Source organism: Chryseobacterium lathyri, from assembly GCF_030812195.1.
Taxonomy (GTDB): domain Bacteria; phylum Bacteroidota; class Bacteroidia; order Flavobacteriales; family Weeksellaceae; genus Chryseobacterium; species Chryseobacterium lathyri_A.
Genome location: NZ_JAUSSF010000002.1, coordinates 105,652 through 124,343, shown reverse-complemented (window position 1 = coordinate 124,343; position 18,692 = coordinate 105,652). Strand labels below are relative to the sequence as shown.

The 18,692-nt window shown below is 37.3% G+C and carries 13 protein-coding genes; 11 read left to right on the top strand and 2 right to left on the bottom strand.

Annotated features, from left to right (window positions below; all coding sequences use genetic code 11):
* Positions 1-6 precede the first annotated feature (6 nt).
* Both metH and metF read left to right on the top strand, forming a co-directional pair.
* A complete protein-coding gene (metH, locus tag J2T03_RS10735; RefSeq protein WP_307211194.1) occupies positions 7-2,667 on the top strand; it encodes a methionine synthase in 2,661 nt (886 codons plus the stop codon).
* Between the two features lie 49 nt (positions 2,668-2,716).
* The gene (metF, locus tag J2T03_RS10730; RefSeq protein WP_306840381.1) at positions 2,717-3,676 is read left to right on the top strand and encodes a methylenetetrahydrofolate reductase [NAD(P)H]; all 960 of its coding nucleotides are present in this window, start codon (positions 2,717-2,719) and stop codon (positions 3,674-3,676) included.
* 49 nt (positions 3,677-3,725) lie between these two features.
* Here metF and J2T03_RS10725 read toward each other — a convergent pair whose 3' ends face one another.
* On the bottom strand, positions 3,726-4,880 hold the full coding sequence (locus tag J2T03_RS10725; RefSeq protein ID WP_307211193.1) for a hypothetical protein: 1,155 nt from the start codon (positions 4,878-4,880) through the stop codon (positions 3,726-3,728).
* Between the two features lie 90 nt (positions 4,881-4,970).
* Between J2T03_RS10725 and folE the strand changes: the two genes are divergently transcribed.
* From folE to J2T03_RS10685, 8 genes are all read left to right on the top strand, one after another.
* Entirely contained in the window at positions 4,971-5,639 is a 669-nt protein-coding gene (gene folE / locus J2T03_RS10720) for a GTP cyclohydrolase I FolE (protein WP_306840379.1), read from the top strand.
* A gap of 7 nt (positions 5,640-5,646) precedes the next feature.
* Positions 5,647-6,078 (top strand): DinB family protein, encoded by a 432-nt coding sequence (locus tag J2T03_RS10715; RefSeq protein WP_306840378.1) that lies wholly within the window; start codon positions 5,647-5,649, stop codon positions 6,076-6,078.
* A 121-nt stretch (positions 6,079-6,199) separates the two neighbouring features.
* Entirely contained in the window at positions 6,200-7,666 is a 1,467-nt protein-coding gene (cysS, locus tag J2T03_RS10710; RefSeq protein ID WP_307211192.1) for a cysteine--tRNA ligase, read from the top strand.
* A 390-nt stretch (positions 7,667-8,056) separates the two neighbouring features.
* Positions 8,057-9,223, top strand: a complete 1,167-nt coding sequence (locus J2T03_RS10705; RefSeq protein WP_307211190.1) for a T9SS type A sorting domain-containing protein — start codon at positions 8,057-8,059, stop codon at positions 9,221-9,223.
* 143 nt (positions 9,224-9,366) lie between these two features.
* The gene (locus tag J2T03_RS10700) at positions 9,367-12,021 is read left to right on the top strand and encodes a 4-alpha-glucanotransferase (protein ID WP_307211188.1); all 2,655 of its coding nucleotides are present in this window, start codon (positions 9,367-9,369) and stop codon (positions 12,019-12,021) included.
* Between the two features lie 139 nt (positions 12,022-12,160).
* The gene (locus J2T03_RS10695; protein ID WP_306840374.1) at positions 12,161-13,138 is read left to right on the top strand and encodes a hypothetical protein; all 978 of its coding nucleotides are present in this window, start codon (positions 12,161-12,163) and stop codon (positions 13,136-13,138) included.
* Positions 13,139-13,307: 169 nt separating this feature from the next.
* The gene (locus tag J2T03_RS10690) at positions 13,308-13,754 is read left to right on the top strand and encodes a hypothetical protein (RefSeq protein WP_306840373.1); all 447 of its coding nucleotides are present in this window, start codon (positions 13,308-13,310) and stop codon (positions 13,752-13,754) included.
* Between the two features lie 126 nt (positions 13,755-13,880).
* On the top strand, positions 13,881-14,390 hold the full coding sequence (locus tag J2T03_RS10685; RefSeq protein ID WP_034725863.1) for a ferritin: 510 nt from the start codon (positions 13,881-13,883) through the stop codon (positions 14,388-14,390).
* Between the two features lie 230 nt (positions 14,391-14,620).
* Here the strand turns inward: J2T03_RS10685 and J2T03_RS10680 are convergent, their stop codons facing one another.
* On the bottom strand, positions 14,621-17,761 hold the full coding sequence (locus J2T03_RS10680) for a UvrD-helicase domain-containing protein (protein WP_307211186.1): 3,141 nt from the start codon (positions 17,759-17,761) through the stop codon (positions 14,621-14,623).
* A 183-nt stretch (positions 17,762-17,944) separates the two neighbouring features.
* Here J2T03_RS10680 and J2T03_RS10675 point away from each other — a divergent pair, with 183 nt between their 5' ends.
* Complete coding sequence (locus tag J2T03_RS10675; RefSeq protein ID WP_307211185.1) at positions 17,945-18,691, top strand: carboxypeptidase-like regulatory domain-containing protein; 747 nt, start codon at positions 17,945-17,947, stop codon at positions 18,689-18,691.
* The last annotated feature ends 1 nt before the right edge of the window (position 18,692 follow it).

Here is an 18,692-nt window from a genome sequence, read left to right as displayed (position 1 = left end):
AAATTAATGAAATATTTAAGATTGTCAGGCCTTGAGCCTCTTATTATAACGCCGGAAAGTAATTTCATCAATGTTGGTGAGAGAACCAATGTTGCCGGCTCCAAAAAATTTTTAAGACTGATCAAAGAGGAGAAATTCTCCGAAGCGCTCGATATTGCTCGCCATCAGGTAGAAGGTGGGGCACAGATCCTTGATGTCAATTTTGATGACGGATTGATCGATGGAAAAGCTTCCATGATCAAATTTCTGAATTTAATTGCTTCAGAACCGGATATCTCAAGAATTCCCATCATGATAGATTCTTCCAAATGGGAGATTCTGGAAGCCGGGCTTCAGGTGGCACAGGGCAAGTGTGTCGTCAATTCCATCAGTCTGAAAGGAGGTGAAGAAGAATTTATCAAACAGGCCAAAGCGGTCAAAAGATACGGTGCGGCAGTAATTGTAATGGCATTTGACGAAACAGGTCAGGCAGACAATTTTGAACGCAGAACCGAAATATCAAAACGTTCCTACGATATTTTAGTTAATCAAATCGGCTTCCCTGCTGAAGATATTATTTTTGACCTGAATATTTTCCCTGTAGCCACAGGAATGGAGGAGCACAGAAGAAACGCTATTGATTTCATTGAAGCCACAAGATGGGTAAGAAAAAATCTTCCTTATGCCTCCGTAAGTGGTGGTGTAAGTAATGTTTCGTTTTCGTTCCGTGGAAATGATACCGTAAGAGAAGCCATGCACTCTGTATTCCTTTACCATGCCATTCAGGCTGGGATGAATATCGGAATTGTGAACCCCTCTATGCTGGAAGTATACGATGAGATTAATAAAGAACTTCTGGAGCTTGTAGAAGATGTGATCCTTGATAAAAGAGAGGATGCTACAGAAAGACTTCTGGAATATTCCGAAAAAAATAAATCCGTCAAAAAAGAAATCGTTGAAGATCTCGAATGGCGGACAAGGCCTTTACAGGATAGAATTACCCATGCTTTGGTAAAAGGAATTGACCGGTTTATCGAAGAAGATGTGGAAGAAGCCAGAAAGCAGGCTGCAAAACCGCTGCATGTTATTGAAATTAACCTTATGACCGGAATGGGCGTTGTAGGAGACCTGTTTGGGAGCGGAAAAATGTTCCTGCCGCAGGTGGTAAAATCCGCAAGGGTAATGAAAAGAGCGGTGGCTTATCTCCAGCCTTTTATTGAAGCCGAAAAAGACGGCACAAGACCGGCCAACGGAAAAATCCTGATGGCAACGGTAAAAGGTGATGTTCATGATATAGGAAAAAATATTGTGAGTGTGGTATTGGGCTGTAACAATTATGAAATTGTGGACCTTGGAGTTATGGTGCCTGCAGAGAAAATTATTCAGACGGCTATCGAACAGAAAGTTGATGTTATCGGATTAAGCGGATTGATCACACCAAGTCTTGATGAAATGGTATACATCGCCTCTGAATTGGAAAGACAGAATCTTAATTTCCCCCTGTTGATTGGAGGGGCAACCACTTCGAAAGCCCATACCGCTGTGAAAATCGATTTAAAATATAAAAATGCAGTTGTTCACGTTAATGATGCTTCCAGAGCAGTAAATGTAGTGAGCTCCTTATTAGGAGACAGAAACAAAGATTACGTTTCAGACCTGAAAGATGAATATTCTGATTTCCGCGAGAAGTTTCTGAACAGGCAGATCGATAAAGACTATGTTTCCATTGAAGAAGCAAGGAAAAGCCATTTCAGCATCGACTGGGAAAATGAAGAGATCTTTACACCGAATAATTTAGGTGTAACCGTAATAGAAGATCAGGACCTGAATGAACTGCTTCCGTTTGTTGACTGGTCGCCATTCTTCAGAAGCTGGGACCTTCACGGGAAATACCCGAATATTTTAGAAGATGAGGTGGTAGGAGCTCAGGCTAAAGAACTCTTTAAAGATGCCCAGGTCATTTTAAAAAGAATTCTTGATGAAAAACTACTGAAAGCAAAAGCCATCTTCGGAATTTTTAAAGCCAACTCCAATGAAACAGATGATATTTTACTCTTTAACGAAAATAATGAAGAGCAAGCCAGATTCTTAACCTTAAGACAACAGGCTCAGCGTTCAAAAGGAAAAGAATATTTAGCATTAAGTGACTTTATTGCGCCACAGGCTTCCGGTAAAACAGATTATGTAGGTGCTTTCTGTGTCACCACAGGCTTCGGTACAGACGAGCTGGCAGAAGAATATGAAAAAGCCAATGATGATTATAATGCCATTATGGTAAAAGCCTTAGCTGACAGATTTGCAGAAGCCTTTGCCGAATTTTTACATAAAAAAGTAAGAACAGAATATTGGGGCTATGCCAACCAGGAAACATTAAGCAATGAAGAGCTCATCGCAGAAAAATATAAAGGAATCCGTCCGGCTCCGGGATATCCCGCATGTCCGGATCACCTGGAAAAGAAGACCATCTGGGATCTTTTAAAAGTAGAAGAGAACACCGGGGTTTTCCTTACCGAAAGTCTGGCGATGTTCCCGACGGCATCCGTTTCCGGGTATTATTTCGGAAGTCCGCATGCCAAATATTTCGGCCTTGGGAAAATCACAGAAGACCAGCTAAAAGATTATGCAGAGAGAAGAGGCTGTAGTCTTCAGGAAGCAAGAAAGTGGTTGTCACCCAATTTAGCGGATTAATAAAATATCAACAGGCACTTTAAAGCTAAAAAAATAACTAAACTATAAAATGAAGATCACTGAACATATTAAAAACGCAAATGGCAAGACCTTATTCTCCTTAGAAGTTGTTCCGCCCCAAAAAGGGATCGGAATTGAAGATCTGTACACCAATATAGATCCGCTTATGGAGTTTAAGCCCCCTTTTATAGATGTAACCACTTCCAGGGAAGAATATATTTACATTGATAAAGGAAATGGGCTGATGGAGCGCCGGATCACCAGAATGCGTCCCGGAACCTTAGGGATTTGTGCCGCCATCCAGCATAAATATAATGTAGATACCGTTCCCCATCTCCTTTGCGGAGGTTTCACCAAAGAAGAAACCGAATATCTTCTGGTTGACTGTATGTACCTGGGAATAGACAATATTATGGCTTTGAGAGGTGATGCTATGAAAGGACATCAGTACTTTGAGCCAACACCCGGCGGTCATGCCAGTGCTATGGATCTCGTCCATCAGATTAATGATCTGGGAAGAGGGAAATATCTTCACAATGATGAAAAAGCCTGTGATGAACTTAACAAATTCTGCATAGGAGTAGCCGGTTATCCGGAAAAACATATGGAAGCACCCTCCATGAATTATGACCTGAAGTGGCTGAAAGAAAAAGTGGATGCCGGAGCAGATTATATCGTTACGCAAATGTTTTTTGATAACAAGAGATTTATTGAATTTGTAACGAAAGCCAGAGAAATGGGAATTACCGTTCCTATTATTCCGGGTATTAAACCTATTGCCACCAAAAAGCATCTGAAGATCCTGCCGCAGGTCTTCAAAATAGATCTTCCTGAAGAGCTGATCAATGAAGTGGAAAATGCTAAAAATAATGAAGCGGTAAAACAGATCGGGGTAGAGTGGGCTATTGCCCAATGCAAAGAATTACTGGATTTTGGAGTGCCCGTGCTGCACTTTTACTCCATGGGGAAAAGCGATAATATTAAAAAAGTAGCCGGAGAGCTATTCTAATAGAGTTCAAAATGAAAGGGGCCCTGCTGTTCACAGCAGGGTTTTTTATTTAAAGGATAGGATGTCTTTCAAACTCTTTTTCGCGGTCAAATAAATACCGGTACGTAGCCAGTTTTCTGGTGACTGTAGTATCCAGACTTTCCGCTATTTTTATCATTTTAGGATTAAAATCTCCGATCCACTGGAGCTCCGTCGTTTTAAAATCCGTATGTTTTCTCAGATGCTGCGTTCCTTCCCAGATCATATACCCATCGATACCTTTTTTCTGCCATTCCGGAACAACACCGAATACCAGCCCCACCATTTTTTCATTCTTTTTGAACTGCTTTATCCACAAAAATTTAAGTTTTTCCACAATTCCGAATTTACCGTTTAAATATTTGAACCATTGGTTCACATCCGGAAGATTCATCCACATCGCAATCGGCTTTTCATTTTCATACACAAACCAGGAAATATGCTCATTAATAATCGGCTTCATGGTTTTGAACATTTTGAGGACCTTTGCTTCTTCCAGCTGCTTGCCTTCGCCGTGGGAGGCCCATGCCTGATTATAGATTTCTGTAAAATCTTTCGCAAATTTGGGAAGGTCATTTTTTTTCATGGGCCTTGCGGATATGGCCGGATTTCTGCTGTGCTTGGTATGCATCAGCGTAAAAATTCTTGAAACTTCTGCGAAAATCGGTCTCGAAAAACAGAGCTGTTCAAAATATATTTTGAAGCCATAATTTTCAAACAGTTCTTTATAATAGGGGAAATTGTAATTCATTCCAAAAAGTGGATCAGTGAAGCCCTCTATCAGAAGCCCCCAGAACTTGTCCCGTTCCCCAAAATTGATCGGGCCGTCCATAGCTTCCATACCTCTTTCGCGAAGCCAGTTTTTGCAGTGGTCAAAAATAAAATCTGCTGTTCCCTGATCATTAATACAGTCGAAAAACCCCATTCCTCCCGTAGGCTGTTTCTGCTGATAAAGACCGGAGATGAAAACGGCTACTTTCCCTACCGTTTCATTCTCTGTGTTTTTAAATAAGAATCTGGCACATTCCCCATTTTGAAAAGATTTATTCTTTTCGGGATCAAAAATTTCTTCGATGTCCTGATTTCTGGGTCTGATATAGTTTTTGTCGTGCCGGTAAAGTTGGGCAGGAAATTCTAAAAATTTCTTTTTCTGGTTTTCATTCTGTACTTCTTCGACAATAATCATAGGGCTAAGTTGAGAAAGGATAATGTTTTTCGTTCAAAATGAAATTGATGAACAGATTTTATCCGTATTTTTGTTGCAAATTAAATAAAAATGGTTGATTTTACCGATAACGACGATGATATTTTCACAGGAAAAGAACATACGCCTATTAGGAAAGATGCATTTGATAAATCGCCACAGGAAAAAATAGAAAAAATTACCGAACTTTTCGGTGAAATTATGGAAACACTGGGGATGGATATGACGGATGATTCTTTAAAGGATTCACCTGGGCGTGTTGCCAAAATGTATGTCAATGAAATTTTTGGAGGGCTTCTTCCTGAAAACAAACCGGGAATTTCCACCTTCTCCAATAAATATAAATACCGCCAAATGCTGGTGGAAAAGGATATTACTGTATATTCTTTCTGCGAACACCACTTTCTGCCGATCATCGGAAGAGCACATGTTGCCTATATTTCAAATGGTGAGGTGATTGGTCTTTCCAAGATCAACAGAATTGTGGATTATTATGCAAAAAGGCCACAAGTTCAGGAAAGATTGACGATGCAGATCGTAGATGCTTTGAAAGAAGCGCTGGGAACCAAAGATGTGGCATGTATTATCGATGCAAAACATTTATGTGTCAACTGCAGAGGAATAAAAGATACGGCAAGTTCTACCATTACGGCGGAATTAAGCGGCATTTTCAGAACCAATCCTATCACCAGGCAGGAATTCCTTCATTACGTTGGAAGTCATGCCAAATTAGATTATTAATAAAAATATGAACTATCAGATTCTAAAAAATATTGTTAATGCCGAACTTCAGAGATTCGAAACAATTTCTGAGGAAGAATGGTCCTATAAAATTTCACCGGAAAAGTGGTCCAGAAAAGAAATTTTAGGCCATCTTTGTGATAGTGCCCTGACCAACATCAGAAGATTTGTAGTGACACAGTATAAGGAAAATGATAATATTGTATACGATCAGGATTTTTGGGTAAAAGCACAGAATTATCAGAATATTCCGGTTTCGGAATTAATTGTTCTTTGGAAATCCTTAAATTTTCAGATCGTTCATACTGTGGAAAATATTCCTGATGAAACCCTGAAAAGAACCTGTGATACTACAAAAACAGTTCCTCAGACCTTCACGTTGGAGTACATTGTTCAGGATTATATTGATCATCTGCAATATCACTTAAAAGCAATTTAATAATGGTAATATTTAAAAAAGTTTCAAATAAAATTTTCCTCACGACAATTATTTGTTGTGAACAGAATTATTTTAACTAATTTTTAAATCCTTTAATCATTGAATCTTTTAATTTAAAAAAATGCAATTAAAACTATATAACTCCCTTACAGGAGAAAAAGAAATATTTAAACCAATTTTAGAAGGCAACATCGGCATGTATGTCTGCGGACCCACGGTGTACAGCAATGTGCATTTAGGAAACGTAAGAACATTTCTTTCCTTTGATTTTATATACCGTACCCTGATGCATTTGGGGTATAAAGTAAGGTATGTAAGAAATATTACAGACGCAGGCCACCTTACAGACGACGGGAACGTAGATAACGACAGATTCGTGAAACAGACCCGTCTTGAAAAGCTGGAACCTATGGAGATCGTACAGAAATATACGGTCGATTTTCACAAAGTGCTGGAAATGTTCAACCTGCTTCCTCCCAATATTGAGCCTACAGCTACAGGTCACATTGTAGAACAGATTGAATTAACGCAGAAGCTTATTGAAAGAGGCTTTGCCTATGAAAGTAATGGCTCCGTATATTTTGATGTTCTGGAATACAATAAAAGAGGTTTGAACTACGGTGAGCTTTCAAAACGCAATATCGAAGAGCTTTTTGCCAATACCCGTGATCTTGACGGACAGGGTGAAAAGAAAAACCCTCAGGATTTTGCACTATGGAAAAAAGCATCGCCTGCACACATCATGAGATGGAATTCTCCCTGGGGCGAAGGTTTCCCGGGATGGCACCTTGAATGTACTGCCATGAGCACGAAATATTTAGGCGAAAAATTTGATATCCATGGCGGTGGAATGGATTTGAAATTTCCACACCATGAATGTGAAATTGCACAGGGAAAAGCTTGCAATGATACAGCTCCGGTTAATTATTGGATGCATGCCAATATGCTGACAATGAATTCCCAGCGTATGAGTAAATCTACAGGGAATTATATCCTTCCGATGCAGTTGGTTACAGGAGAAAATGATTTCTTTGAAAAACCTTTCCATCCGTCCATCGTGCGCTTCTGCTTTTTACAGGCACATTACAGAAGTGTACTGGATATTTCCAATGATGCGATGATTGCCAGTGAAAAAGGTTTCATCAGGTTAATGGAGGCTGTTAAAGTTTTAGGCTCTGTCACTCCAGATGATGACAAACAATCAGAATTCAATCTTAAGGAATGGAAGAATAAATGTTATGATGCTTTAAATGATGATTTCAATTCTCCTATCCTGATTGCTCATTTATTTGAAGCTGTAAAGTATATTTTTGCTTTAAACGATGCTAAAGAGACAATATCAGCTGAAGATCTTGAAGATTTAAAGTTGACCTTACATGCATTTATATTTGATGTCTTAGGACTTCAAAGTATTGAAGAGAATAATAATGAGAAGCTTGATCAGACCCTAAAAGTCTTAATAGAACTGAGAAATCAGGCAAGAAAATCAAAAAACTTTGACCTTTCAGACCAGATCAGAGATAAGCTGCTTGCCGAAGGCATCGAATTAAAAGACGGAAGAGACGGAACAACTTACGTTCTGAATTAATCCAAAATACATAAGTATAGCTCCCGCTGGTGACGTGGATTCCGCAGATAAAATCTGTTGTAATCCGTGTGATCAGCGGGAGTTCTTTTTTTTGATGAGGTACAGGCCAATCTACTTTTACGATTAACTTGCTAATAATTCAATTCTCCCGAAGATTTTAAATTATTGGCCTATTTACATCGGCGAAGCTGGCAATCTTTGCTCCTTTGATTAATACAGCTTAATGATCAGTCTTTGCGGTTTAAAAAAAATATCCATTTATCAAAACACCAACATTTTGATTAAATGATTATAAATGTTATGTAAATAGTATTATTTTTTTGTGATTCAATTTGTAAATTGTGTAACTTAGTTATACTAAAATAATCACGAATCTAAATTCTACATTGTATGAAAAAACATTTATTCCCTCTTTTCTTGCTTGTGCTTGGTGCTAATGTCCAGGCACAGCAGGACTTTTTTGCTATTGCCGGAAAAGATACTTCCAGCATTGTTTTTAATGATTTCCGTGCCATGGATGCGGTAAGCGGTGTTTCAGGAGAAAAGTTATTTTCAGCGGATACTGCAGCAAAAGTATTTTCTCAGGACAGGAAAAGTATTGTATCTGAAGATAAGAATTCCTACAGCCATTCTCAGGCAGTTACCATGGCGGCTTTGGCTTATGATCCATCCAATAATAATCTGGTGTATATGCCTATGTTTTCTTCCAATATTTATGTTTTGAATGCAAAGACTAAAGAAATTACTCTGGTAGAAAATACTGTGGCAAAAGTAACTTCCTGCGATATCAATTCCCACATAACAAGGATGACCACAGGATATGATGGACACATTTATGCCCTTAATAACGCCGGTACGCAGCTGCTGCAGATTAGCAGAAAAGGAAGTCAGTACACTGTCAGTGACCTTGGGATTATTAAAGATGATACTTCCAATGGAAAGAATTCATTTACAGCTATTGAAACAGGTTTCGGAGGAGATATGATTGCAGATGCTGAAAATAATTTTTATGTTTTTTCAGCTTCAGGAAATGTTTTTAAGGTAGCTGCAAAAGAATTGAAGGCAAAATTTTTGGGTAGGATCTCCGGTATTCCTGAAAATTATTCTGTGAACGGATCTGCTGTTAATGCTAAAGGAAAAGTGATTATTGCAAGCGCTAAAGGAGATGCTTTATATGAAGTAGACCTGTTGACGCTACAAGCAAGAGCTCTTCCGGGAGGAGAAAAACCTCATATTTATGATCTTGCAAGCAGATATTTTGCCAATGACAGAACTTCTTCAGTAAATGCACTGGCTAATATTGACATCTACCCAACCAGAGTAGATGAACATTTTATCAATGTTAATGTAAATGATAAAGCTGTAAAAGGAAATCTAAAGCTTAGTGTTTTTGATATTTCCGGGAAAAATGTGATGGAACAGAATCTGTCTGTAAAAGAAGGTTCACTCAATCAGCAGATTTATTTCAAGAATTTAATCAATGGAGCTTATATTGTAAGCATTACAGACCAATCCGGTAAAGTGATATTAAATAAAAAAATTATTGTTACAGAGTAATAGCTTACATTATTGTTGCAAATTTCTTTAACTCTAATAAATACAAGCCTTTTCAAGTATTTTGGAAAGGTTTTTTAATGATTATTTGATCTTCATAAGTTTTATTTTTCGATATTAAAATGTATTTTTATAAAAAAATATAGATGAAGCTATACTTTAATGTAGGGTATAATGCAAAGGCCGGACAGAATCTACAGCTCCTGATTGTGGATGAGGAAAGTGCTGCTGTTCAGACTCATACCCTGTTTTATGCAGAAAACGGCATTTGGAAATGTGAAGTAGATTATTTTTCAAAATCAATTTCATATAAATATCAGCTGACAGATGAAAAGAGCAATATTCTTAGAGAAGAATTTGTGCTGCACAATCTTAATTTCCCGCATAACTACAAAGAGTTTATTATTTTTGATGAATGGAATAATAAGAACTTCCCTGAGAACTATTTAAACAATAAAATCCTTTATAATAAGCTCAATCAGTTTGTTCCCGAAAAAGCAGCTGTTTTAAAAAAGCATACCCATTTATTCAGGATTGAAGCGCCTGTTTACAATCCGGACTGGGAAATTGCTCTTTTCGGAAGTACGGCTTCTCTGGGAGGCTGGGATTATAATAAAGCGATCCGTCTTACGCAGACAGATTTCGGAATCTGGGAAGTATCTGTTGAAATTCCTGAAAGCGAGTTTATCCAGTTTAAATATTGCCTCTACAGCAAAAAAGAAGGAAAAATTATTGACGTTGAGACTGGCGAAAACAGATTTACGGTTGCCAATCAGTTGAAAGATGTGCTTCAGATTGTTTCAAATCATTACTTTAAATTCAAATCTTACCAGATGTATCATGATGCTGGTGTGGCAGTTCCTGTATTTTCTTTAAGAAGTGAGAGCGGTTTTGGAGTCGGAGAATTTTCCGACCTTAAAAAGCTGGCAGACTGGACGAAGGAAACCAATCTGGGGATTATCCAGATCCTTCCAATTAATGATACCACTGCTAATTATTCCTGGACAGATTCTTATCCTTACGCAGCTGTTTCTGTTTATGCATTGCATCCGCAGTATATTTCATTGGAAAATCTTGATTTTGATTTACCGGAAGAATTAGTTTCTGAATATCAGTCTGAAAAAGAAGTATTGAATGCTCTTGAACTCATTGATTATGAGAAAATGATCCAAGGAAAATGGAAATTTTTAAAAGCAGTTTTCAATGCAGACAAAGAGAAAATCTATAAGGACAGGAACTTTAAAAAATTTATAAAAGATAATGATTACTGGCTGACTCCTTATGCCGCTTTCTGTGTGCTTAGGGATAAATATAAAACACCGAATTTCAACGACTGGAAAACCCATAAAAAATATATCGCAGGAAAAATTTCACAGTTTTTCACTACAAAAAGTAAAGATTATGATGCGTCTATGCTTCATGCCTGGGTGCAGTACCAACTTCATTTACAATTGAAAGATGCGGTAGATTATATCCATAGCTTAGGGGTTTCCTTAAAGGGAGATCTTCCGATCGGTATTTACAGGCATTCTGTGGAAGCATGGACCGAGCCCGAGCTTTTCGGAATGGATTTCCAGGCCGGAGCACCACCTGACCAGTTTACGGAGCTGGGACAGAACTGGGAATTCCCGACATACAATTGGGAAGCGATGAAGGAAGATGATTACCGTTGGTGGAAAAACAGGTTTAAAGCACTCGAGCAGTATTTCGATGCCATGAGAATTGATCATATCTTGGGTTTTTTCAGGATTTGGAGGATGCCGGTTTCCGCTACACAGGGAATTTTAGGATATTTTTATCCGGCTGTTCCTATTGTTCTGGATGAATTTAAAGCTAGGCATATTCCTTTTGATTTCAACAGATATTGTAAGCCTTTCATCAATGAAAGAATCTTGTGGGAATATTTCGGGGAAGAAAGCAGTAAAGTTTTTGAATTTATTAAAAGCAATAATGACGGAACATATACATTTAAAGAAGAATTTGATACCCAGAGAAAGCTGGCAGAGTTTTTCAAAAAGAATCCGCAAGGCTCTATAGAAGAAAAGCTTATCTCTTTATGTGCCAATGTTTTGTTCCTTACTGAAGAGCGGAATGGCGAAACAGTGTATCACCCAAGGTTTAATGTGTATAATACTGATTCCTATACCTATCTTTCCGAATGGGAAAGGAAGGCGATTTATGAGCTGTACCATGATTATTTCTTCAGAAGACAGGATCACCTGTGGTACGAAAAGGCAATGGAAAAGCTTCCGGTTATTCTTAACGCAACGAAAATGCTGATCTGTGGTGAGGACCTGGGAATGGTTCCTGCCTGTGTACCTGTTGTAATGGATGAGTTGGCGATCATTGCTTTAAAAGTACAGCGAATGCCGTCAGACAATATTCCGTTTTACAATCCTAAAAAAGCTGATTATATGAATGTAGTAACAGCTTCCTCACATGATAGCTCAACGCTGAGACAATGGTGGAAAGAAGATTCTGCATTGACGCAAAAATATTTTAATCAACAGCTGGTTCAGTACGGGAAGGCTCCGGAAGAAATGGATTCCCATCTTGCTGAGATCATTATGAAACAACATCTTTACACTGAAGCAATGCTGGCTGTTTTCCCAATCCAGGAGTTTCTGGCCACGGACCCGGAGTTAACTAACCTGAATATGGATAATGAAAGAATCAATAATCCAGCGGTTTTCCCTCATTACTGGCGTTACAGGATGCATTTAAAGCTGGAAGATTTAAAAGATAAGAAAAGGTTTAATGAAAAAATAGCCTATTGGATAAAAGATAGTGGAAGGTTGTAAATTTAACATTTGATTATCAGTTAGTTAAAAATAAATTAAAAGAAGTTTTATCTTAGGATTTAACTTCTTTTTTTTATTTATATCCAAAAGATAGAATAGAGATATTCTGCTATATACTAACCAATTAACGACTATAGAAATGAAAAAAATACTTTTGGGATTTGCCTTGGGACTGGCAGTGTTGTCTTCCGCCCAGCAGTATCCAAATAATGGATGGGGAGATGACGGATATTACCAGAATGGAGACGGCTATTATCATGATGAAGATGACAGAAACTACTTCCCGGACGATTATTACTATAACTATCCTCAGGATTATTATCCAAGCGATTATTACCAGGCATATTATAATGACTACAGAAACAGTGTTGTAAATATCAACTGGAATGTATTTTTCAGAGATAACAGGCTGAACCGATGGCAGATTGATCAGATTTTAAGTCTTAATAACCTGTATGTAAACTTTTCTACATGGAATAATTTTTACAGATACAATCCGGACAGATGGTATTATGACAGATTCTATGCATTGGAGAGAATTTTAGGCCCTAGAGTATTTGTTGTTTTCCAAAACAATTATTACCGCGGAGCCAGCCCGATTGTTTACTTCCAGAATTACAGAAGAACTTATTATGCACCAAGATATGCAGTAATGCCGAGGTACAGGAATGTAAATATCAATGTGTACAGAGTAGACAGGTCGAGATTCCGAAGAATGGATAATCCAACTTTTAATGTGATCAGAACAAGCAGATCTGATGGATTCAGAGGGTCCAGAGATGATAATAATTCCGGAGGCTTCCGTAAGCAGGCTGATCATAATAACAACGGTTTCCGCAGTAATGAAAATAATGGAGTAAGAAATAACGGAGGATTCAGAGGGAATTCTGAAAATAACGGAACACGCGGTGGATTTGGAAATAATGGTGGTAACGGTGGTTTCAGAGGAAATAATGAAGCAAACAGAGAAAGAGCTCCAAAAAGAGAAAATAACAGTGGAGGATTTAGAGGAAACAATGGAAGCTCCAGGTCTGAAAGTTCCCCTTCGAGATCACAGAACAACGGCAGTGAAAACAGAGGAGGTGGTTTCAGAAACAGATTGGTAAGTAACAGATAATAATTTTCATATATTATATTTAAGTGGTGTGAAGGACAGGTTTTAGGATCTGTCCTTTTTTTATTGTTTTAATGTTAAAATTTAACATTTTTTATGAATATTTCAGTTTAACTTATCTTTTAACTGATAATCAAAAAGATGTATAACAATTAATTAAATATTTTTTAAGATGAAAAAATTAGTTTTAGCAATAGCATTTATCGGAATAGGAAGCTTTGCAATGGCACAAACAACAACTCCACAGGATAGACAAGCCAGAAAAGCAGAGAAACATCAAAAAATGGAGCAGAAGCATCAGGAACACCTTGATCAGATGCAAAAAGATCTTAACCTGAACGAGTCTCAGGTAGCACAGATTAAAAGCCTTCATGAAAAAAGAAAGTCTGAAATGAAAGCTGACTTCGACAAGAATAAAGAAGTAAGACAGGCTAAAATGGAAGAGATGAAAGCTAAAAGAGCTCAGATGGATGCTGATATGAAAAAAATCCTGACACCTGATCAATATGATAAATGGCAGGCTGACAGAAAAGCAAAAATGGAGCAGAGAAGAGTGGCAATGAAGGATAGAAAAATGATGAAAAAGACTATGAATACTGCTGCTCCGGAAGCAAAATAACAATTCATAATTTTGATTTTTTAATGTGTGAAGGGCGGGTTTTATCCCGCCCTTTTTGTATTAATTTTCATTAAAACTTTTGATTTCGGGCTTTTATTGCGTATTTTTGACTATAAATTTATACTTATGATCAGCGAAAAAATTGCAACGTTAATTAACGAACAGATAGCTCACGAACAATATGCAGCACAATATTACCTTTCAATGTCTGCCTGGTTTTCAGGAAAAGACCTTGATGGAATTGCAAACTATTTCAGAGTTCAGAGCAAAGAAGAATTGATGCATGCAGATAAAATGTTTGATTTTTTAAATGACGTAGGCGGAGAGATCATCATCGGAGAAATTGCAAAACCTCCGCATGAGTTCGAAAATGCTACTGATATTTTTGAAAAAGCATTGGAACATGAGAAAAAAGTAACCAGAAGTATTTTCAATATTGTGAAAAATGCCAATGATGAGGGTGATTTTGCAACAACATCTTTTATGCAGTGGTTCATCAATGAGCAGGTAGAAGAAGAGGCCAGCGCTTCACAGTATGTTACAAAAATCAAAATGGTTTGTGATAATCCATCTGCACTTTATCTTTTCGATCAGGAATTGTCTCAGAGAGTTTTTGTGCCTGCGACAACAGCTTAAATACATTATACTGTAGAAACCGCCCCGCCGTTCGAAGAACGGCGGGGCGGTTTCATTTTTATGATCAGGTTATCCACAAACATCTCTGTAAGATTTTGTTCTGATTATTGATAAATCTGTTCTTTAAGCTTTATGGTATAATTTTGATAATCAGCTTGTTGATGAGAAATTTTAAAGTTATCAACATTATGTTGTGGAAAACAATGTGGAAAAAGATAATACAGATTCCTCTATAGATAAATCAGCTGAGTCTTTAACACTTTTCTTCCCAGACTTTCAAGAATACGTTTATAATTCTCAATTTGTTGGTCATTTTTTTCTGTTTCTTCACCCGTTTTAAAGTCAACAATAATATACCCTTCTTCTCCCTTCAGAATACGGTCGGGTCTGAAAATATGGCTTTGACCTCTTTCTGAAATCATGATATCTTTTTCATTAATCACTTCCCATTTTTCATCAAAAAATTCAGAATATTTTCTGATGATCTGAACTAAAGTTTCCTGGATCTCATTTTTTTCTTCCAAGGTAATTTGTCCGTCCAAAACATAACTTTCCAGAACTTTTACCGTATCTCTCTCCGTATTGATTTTTGACAGTAATTCATGAACAAAAAGCCCGATCCTTACCTTTTCATTCCGTACCTGATAATTTTTGGAAGGAGTCGCGATCTTGATGGACGCTCTGTTTTCATTAATATTTTTAAGGTTCTGAATATCTTTGGTCTTAAATAATGATGTTTTATCTTTAGAATGTTTTTTCAGCATTTCAGGATGTACTTCATACAAATCGAATTCATCAGATCCTTCCGTATTTTTTGCATTGAAAAATTCAAGCAGCTCAAGATTATTGGATGTTTTATTCGCTTTCTGAAGATAGAAAAACAGCTGTTCAACAGGACGGGTAGTCGCGACATACTGAAGACATAACCTGTCAATAAGATTTTTATAAGAATTTTTCTTGTTAAATGCCTCTATCTCTTCATCGTACACTTCAAGATTTTTGCTGAACTGATTAATGTTGACTGATTTTAATGCATCATCATTATTGGTATCAAACCAGTTTGTAAACTCGCTGTCCCGGTTTTTATTCATCATCGGGATGAATACAATAGGGAATTCCAGTCCTTTTGATTTATGAATGGTCATGATCTGTACAGCATCAATATTTTCCGAAGCCTGGATTGTATAAGCAGAAGCTTCTTCATCCCAGTATTTCAAAAATTCTTTTGTGCTGGCACCCGCATTTTGTGTGAAATTGAAAAGCATTTCAAGGAAATTCAGAAGAAAATCTGTCTCTTTATTTTCTACGGCAAATTCATTGATGTAGTATTCCACAAAATTATACAGATTGAATCTTGGAAAATTATCCTGTTTCAATTTCAGGGAATAGGTATTCTGGATGAACTGAAGTACCTCTTCGTGCGTTTCTATATCCAGAATTTCTTTCATTTCCAAGGTGAAATCTGCCATATGAATTCTTCCTAAAGCATTCAGGTAATACATCATCATGATCAGATTAGGCTTGTTTTTCGGATTGATTTCCCACCGAAGAAATTCAATAACAGCCTTTAAAGTATTGGAAAGCTCCAGTGTCAGACCTTTGTCGGAAATTGTTTTAATATTCGTTTCTTCCCCATGATAGTTCACTTTCAGATTTCCTAATTTTTGAGAATAGCTGAAAATATCAAAGTTACCACGGCATAAGATCGTAATATCAGAAAATTTAAACCCATTATCCAGGCTTTCCTGAATATCCTTCCGCATTTTTTCCGAAGTATCATTATAAAAATCCTCATTTGTAAGATTTTCGATCAGACTTACTTTTACACGGCCCTCGATCTGGGATTTTGAGTTTTGTTCAGCATCTTCCCCGAAAATATTACGGTGTTCCTCTTCCAGATCTTCCGAATGATACCGGTACAGCTCATTATTGAACTGTACAATATTTTTAGCACTTCGCCAGTTATCCTTTAAAACAAGAAGAGCTGCTTCCTTTGGCGAAAATTCTTTTTTGTTGATAATATCCAGCATTAGTTTGCTTTCCCCGCCCCGGAACCTGTAAATACTCTGTTTGGGATCTCCTACAAGCGTAAAAGAAGTATTTTCCGTAGAAACACTGTGATCGCGTAACGGAACAAAATTCTGCCACTGCAGTTCCGAAGTATCTTGGAATTCATCAAAGAAATAATGCTGAAACTGTGAACCTACCTTTTCATAAATAAAGGCTGACGGCTCGTTTTTAAGATTTTCATTGATCAGGATATTAAATTTTGAGAGCAGGACAAGATCATTTTCTTCTTCAATTTTTTTTAACTCATCCTGAATGTCCTTATTCACCTTTAACGGAAGAAGCGCAGACAGGATTTTTTCCTTCTTTTGAGTTTCAATGTATAAAAGAATCAGCTGCATTCTGTTATCAAGAAGCTGGTCCAGGATTTCAAAGATCTCAGATTCTTTACTTTTGGCTTTCGAAGAAGCTCCCTTTCTGTAATTGTTAACTACAGATTCTTCAAGCGTTGTGGGAAACGGAAAACCCGGTCTTTTCTGATGGTAAAAATCCTGAACCTTAGTGAAAAATCCTCCGATCCCGTTTTTTCCCTGTGCAAAATCTTCGATGTCGATATTTCTGGACCGGAACAGCTCAATAGATTGAGCAGCAAGTTCAGCAGACCTTTTTTTATTCAGAACGATTTCCTTTCTGAGTGTATTTTTTATATTCTCGTAATTCGTGTCATCAAAGCTTTTGTTACTTTTCAGATGTTCATAGTGAATATCTTTTACAAACTCCTTTGCAGAATCATAAAGGTTTTTATTAAGATTGATCCTTTCATTGTTTTCCAGGCTGTAATCCACATAATCCATGAAGGAATTGGAGATATTTTCATTCTCACCGATTTGGTCCAGCATTTTATCCACGGCTTCAATCAGAAACGGTTCGGCTTCAATTTCAAGGTTAAAATTTTTCGCTAAACCCAATTCGTAAGAAAAACTTCTTACCAGCCTTGAATTAAATCGGTCAATCGTTCCGATATTTAGTGTAGAATAATTGTGAAGGACATAATCCAGCAGTTTTTTGGAGCGGTAATGAAGCTCATCAATCGTTATTTTCAGCCCATCAGCTTCAAATGCTTTCTGAATGTTTTTCAGGTCGCTGTTTTCCGCAAAATTGTCCGCAGAAAAATTTCCCAGCCAGGATAAAATTCTCTCCTTCATTTCATTGGCCGCTTTGTTGGTAAAGGTAAGCGCGAGAATATTCCGGATCGACTGCTGCTGGTTGGGATAGCGGAGACAGATCATCAAAAGCCTCTGGACAAGGGCATATGTTTTCCCTGACCCGGCTGAAGCATTGATCACTGTATAAGAATTTTGCATTGCTGAACTTAGAATTGAGACTGCAAGTTAGCTAATTTTTAAGTGAAATTTTAACAATTCACAGTGGCGATTTAACAGTTTGCCAAGCAAAAATCAAAAAGAAATCCCAAAACACGTTAACTGTGGTTAAACTTATCATTTAATTTAAAAATAATTTTAGATTTGCTCTATAAAAAACTATTCGTGAAATTTAAACTATTCTTTCTTTTTACTATCCTTTTTTTCGTTAATGTCAATGCTCAAAATTATATTTTTGGAAAAGTAACTTCTGAAGATCATTCAGAAATTCCGGATGTAATTGTAATTAATATCAGGACGGATGAAAGAACGGTTACGAATCGGGACGGCCATTTTATGATTTCCGGAAGGGTAGGGGATGAACTTCGTTTTGTAAAGCCAGGCTATGAACGCCTCGTTAAAAAAGTTTCCAGGGAAAATATAGAATCTCCCATTAATATCACCTTAGAAAGAGCCACCATATTGATCCCTGAGGTAGAAATCAAGCAGGGAATCACCGGGGATCTTAAGATTGATGCAAAAAATCTTAACAGACCAAAAAAGGTAGAAAAGCTTGTAAAAGATATTGATAAATATATTTCTCAAAAATCAGATCCAAGAATACTGGCAGCGAAACCCGGAGAATTTGTGCAGCCGAAAGGGCAGGGATTTTCTATTGGGAAAGTGAAAAACAAGTGGGATGATATTGATCTCGGAAGTTATCTGAAAACAGCTCTTGGTGAGGAATACTTCACGGATTTAAAAATTGAAAAATCTCAGATAGATCATTTTATCGGCTATGTTCTGGCAGGTGGTTTTGAAAGGAAAACCATTCTGAAATATGGTTTCTGCAGCGATGCTGATCTCTACAGGTTCCAACGTTTTGTACTGACAAGAATTTCTTCTTACCGCGCTCCACAGACTCAAAGATAAA

What these genes read in the sequence shown, in the direction of transcription:
- metH (WP_307211194.1), top strand. Translation starts at nt 7, where the DNA reads ATGAAATATTTAAGATTGTCAGGCCTTGAGCCTCTTATTATAACGCCG.
- metF (WP_306840381.1), top strand. Translation starts at nt 2,717, where the DNA reads ATGAAGATCACTGAACATATTAAAAACGCAAATGGCAAGACCTTATTC.
- J2T03_RS10725 (WP_307211193.1), bottom strand. Translation starts at nt 4,880, where the DNA reads ATGATTATTGTCGAAGAAGTACAGAATGAAAACCAGAAAAAGAAATTT.
- folE (WP_306840379.1), top strand. Translation starts at nt 4,971, where the DNA reads ATGGTTGATTTTACCGATAACGACGATGATATTTTCACAGGAAAAGAA.
- J2T03_RS10715 (WP_306840378.1), top strand. Translation starts at nt 5,647, where the DNA reads ATGAACTATCAGATTCTAAAAAATATTGTTAATGCCGAACTTCAGAGA.
- cysS (WP_307211192.1), top strand. Translation starts at nt 6,200, where the DNA reads ATGCAATTAAAACTATATAACTCCCTTACAGGAGAAAAAGAAATATTT.
- J2T03_RS10705 (WP_307211190.1), top strand. Translation starts at nt 8,057, where the DNA reads ATGAAAAAACATTTATTCCCTCTTTTCTTGCTTGTGCTTGGTGCTAAT.
- J2T03_RS10700 (WP_307211188.1), top strand. Translation starts at nt 9,367, where the DNA reads ATGAAGCTATACTTTAATGTAGGGTATAATGCAAAGGCCGGACAGAAT.
- J2T03_RS10695 (WP_306840374.1), top strand. Translation starts at nt 12,161, where the DNA reads ATGAAAAAAATACTTTTGGGATTTGCCTTGGGACTGGCAGTGTTGTCT.
- J2T03_RS10690 (WP_306840373.1), top strand. Translation starts at nt 13,308, where the DNA reads ATGAAAAAATTAGTTTTAGCAATAGCATTTATCGGAATAGGAAGCTTT.
- J2T03_RS10685 (WP_034725863.1), top strand. Translation starts at nt 13,881, where the DNA reads ATGATCAGCGAAAAAATTGCAACGTTAATTAACGAACAGATAGCTCAC.
- J2T03_RS10680 (WP_307211186.1), bottom strand. Translation starts at nt 17,761, where the DNA reads ATGCAAAATTCTTATACAGTGATCAATGCTTCAGCCGGGTCAGGGAAA.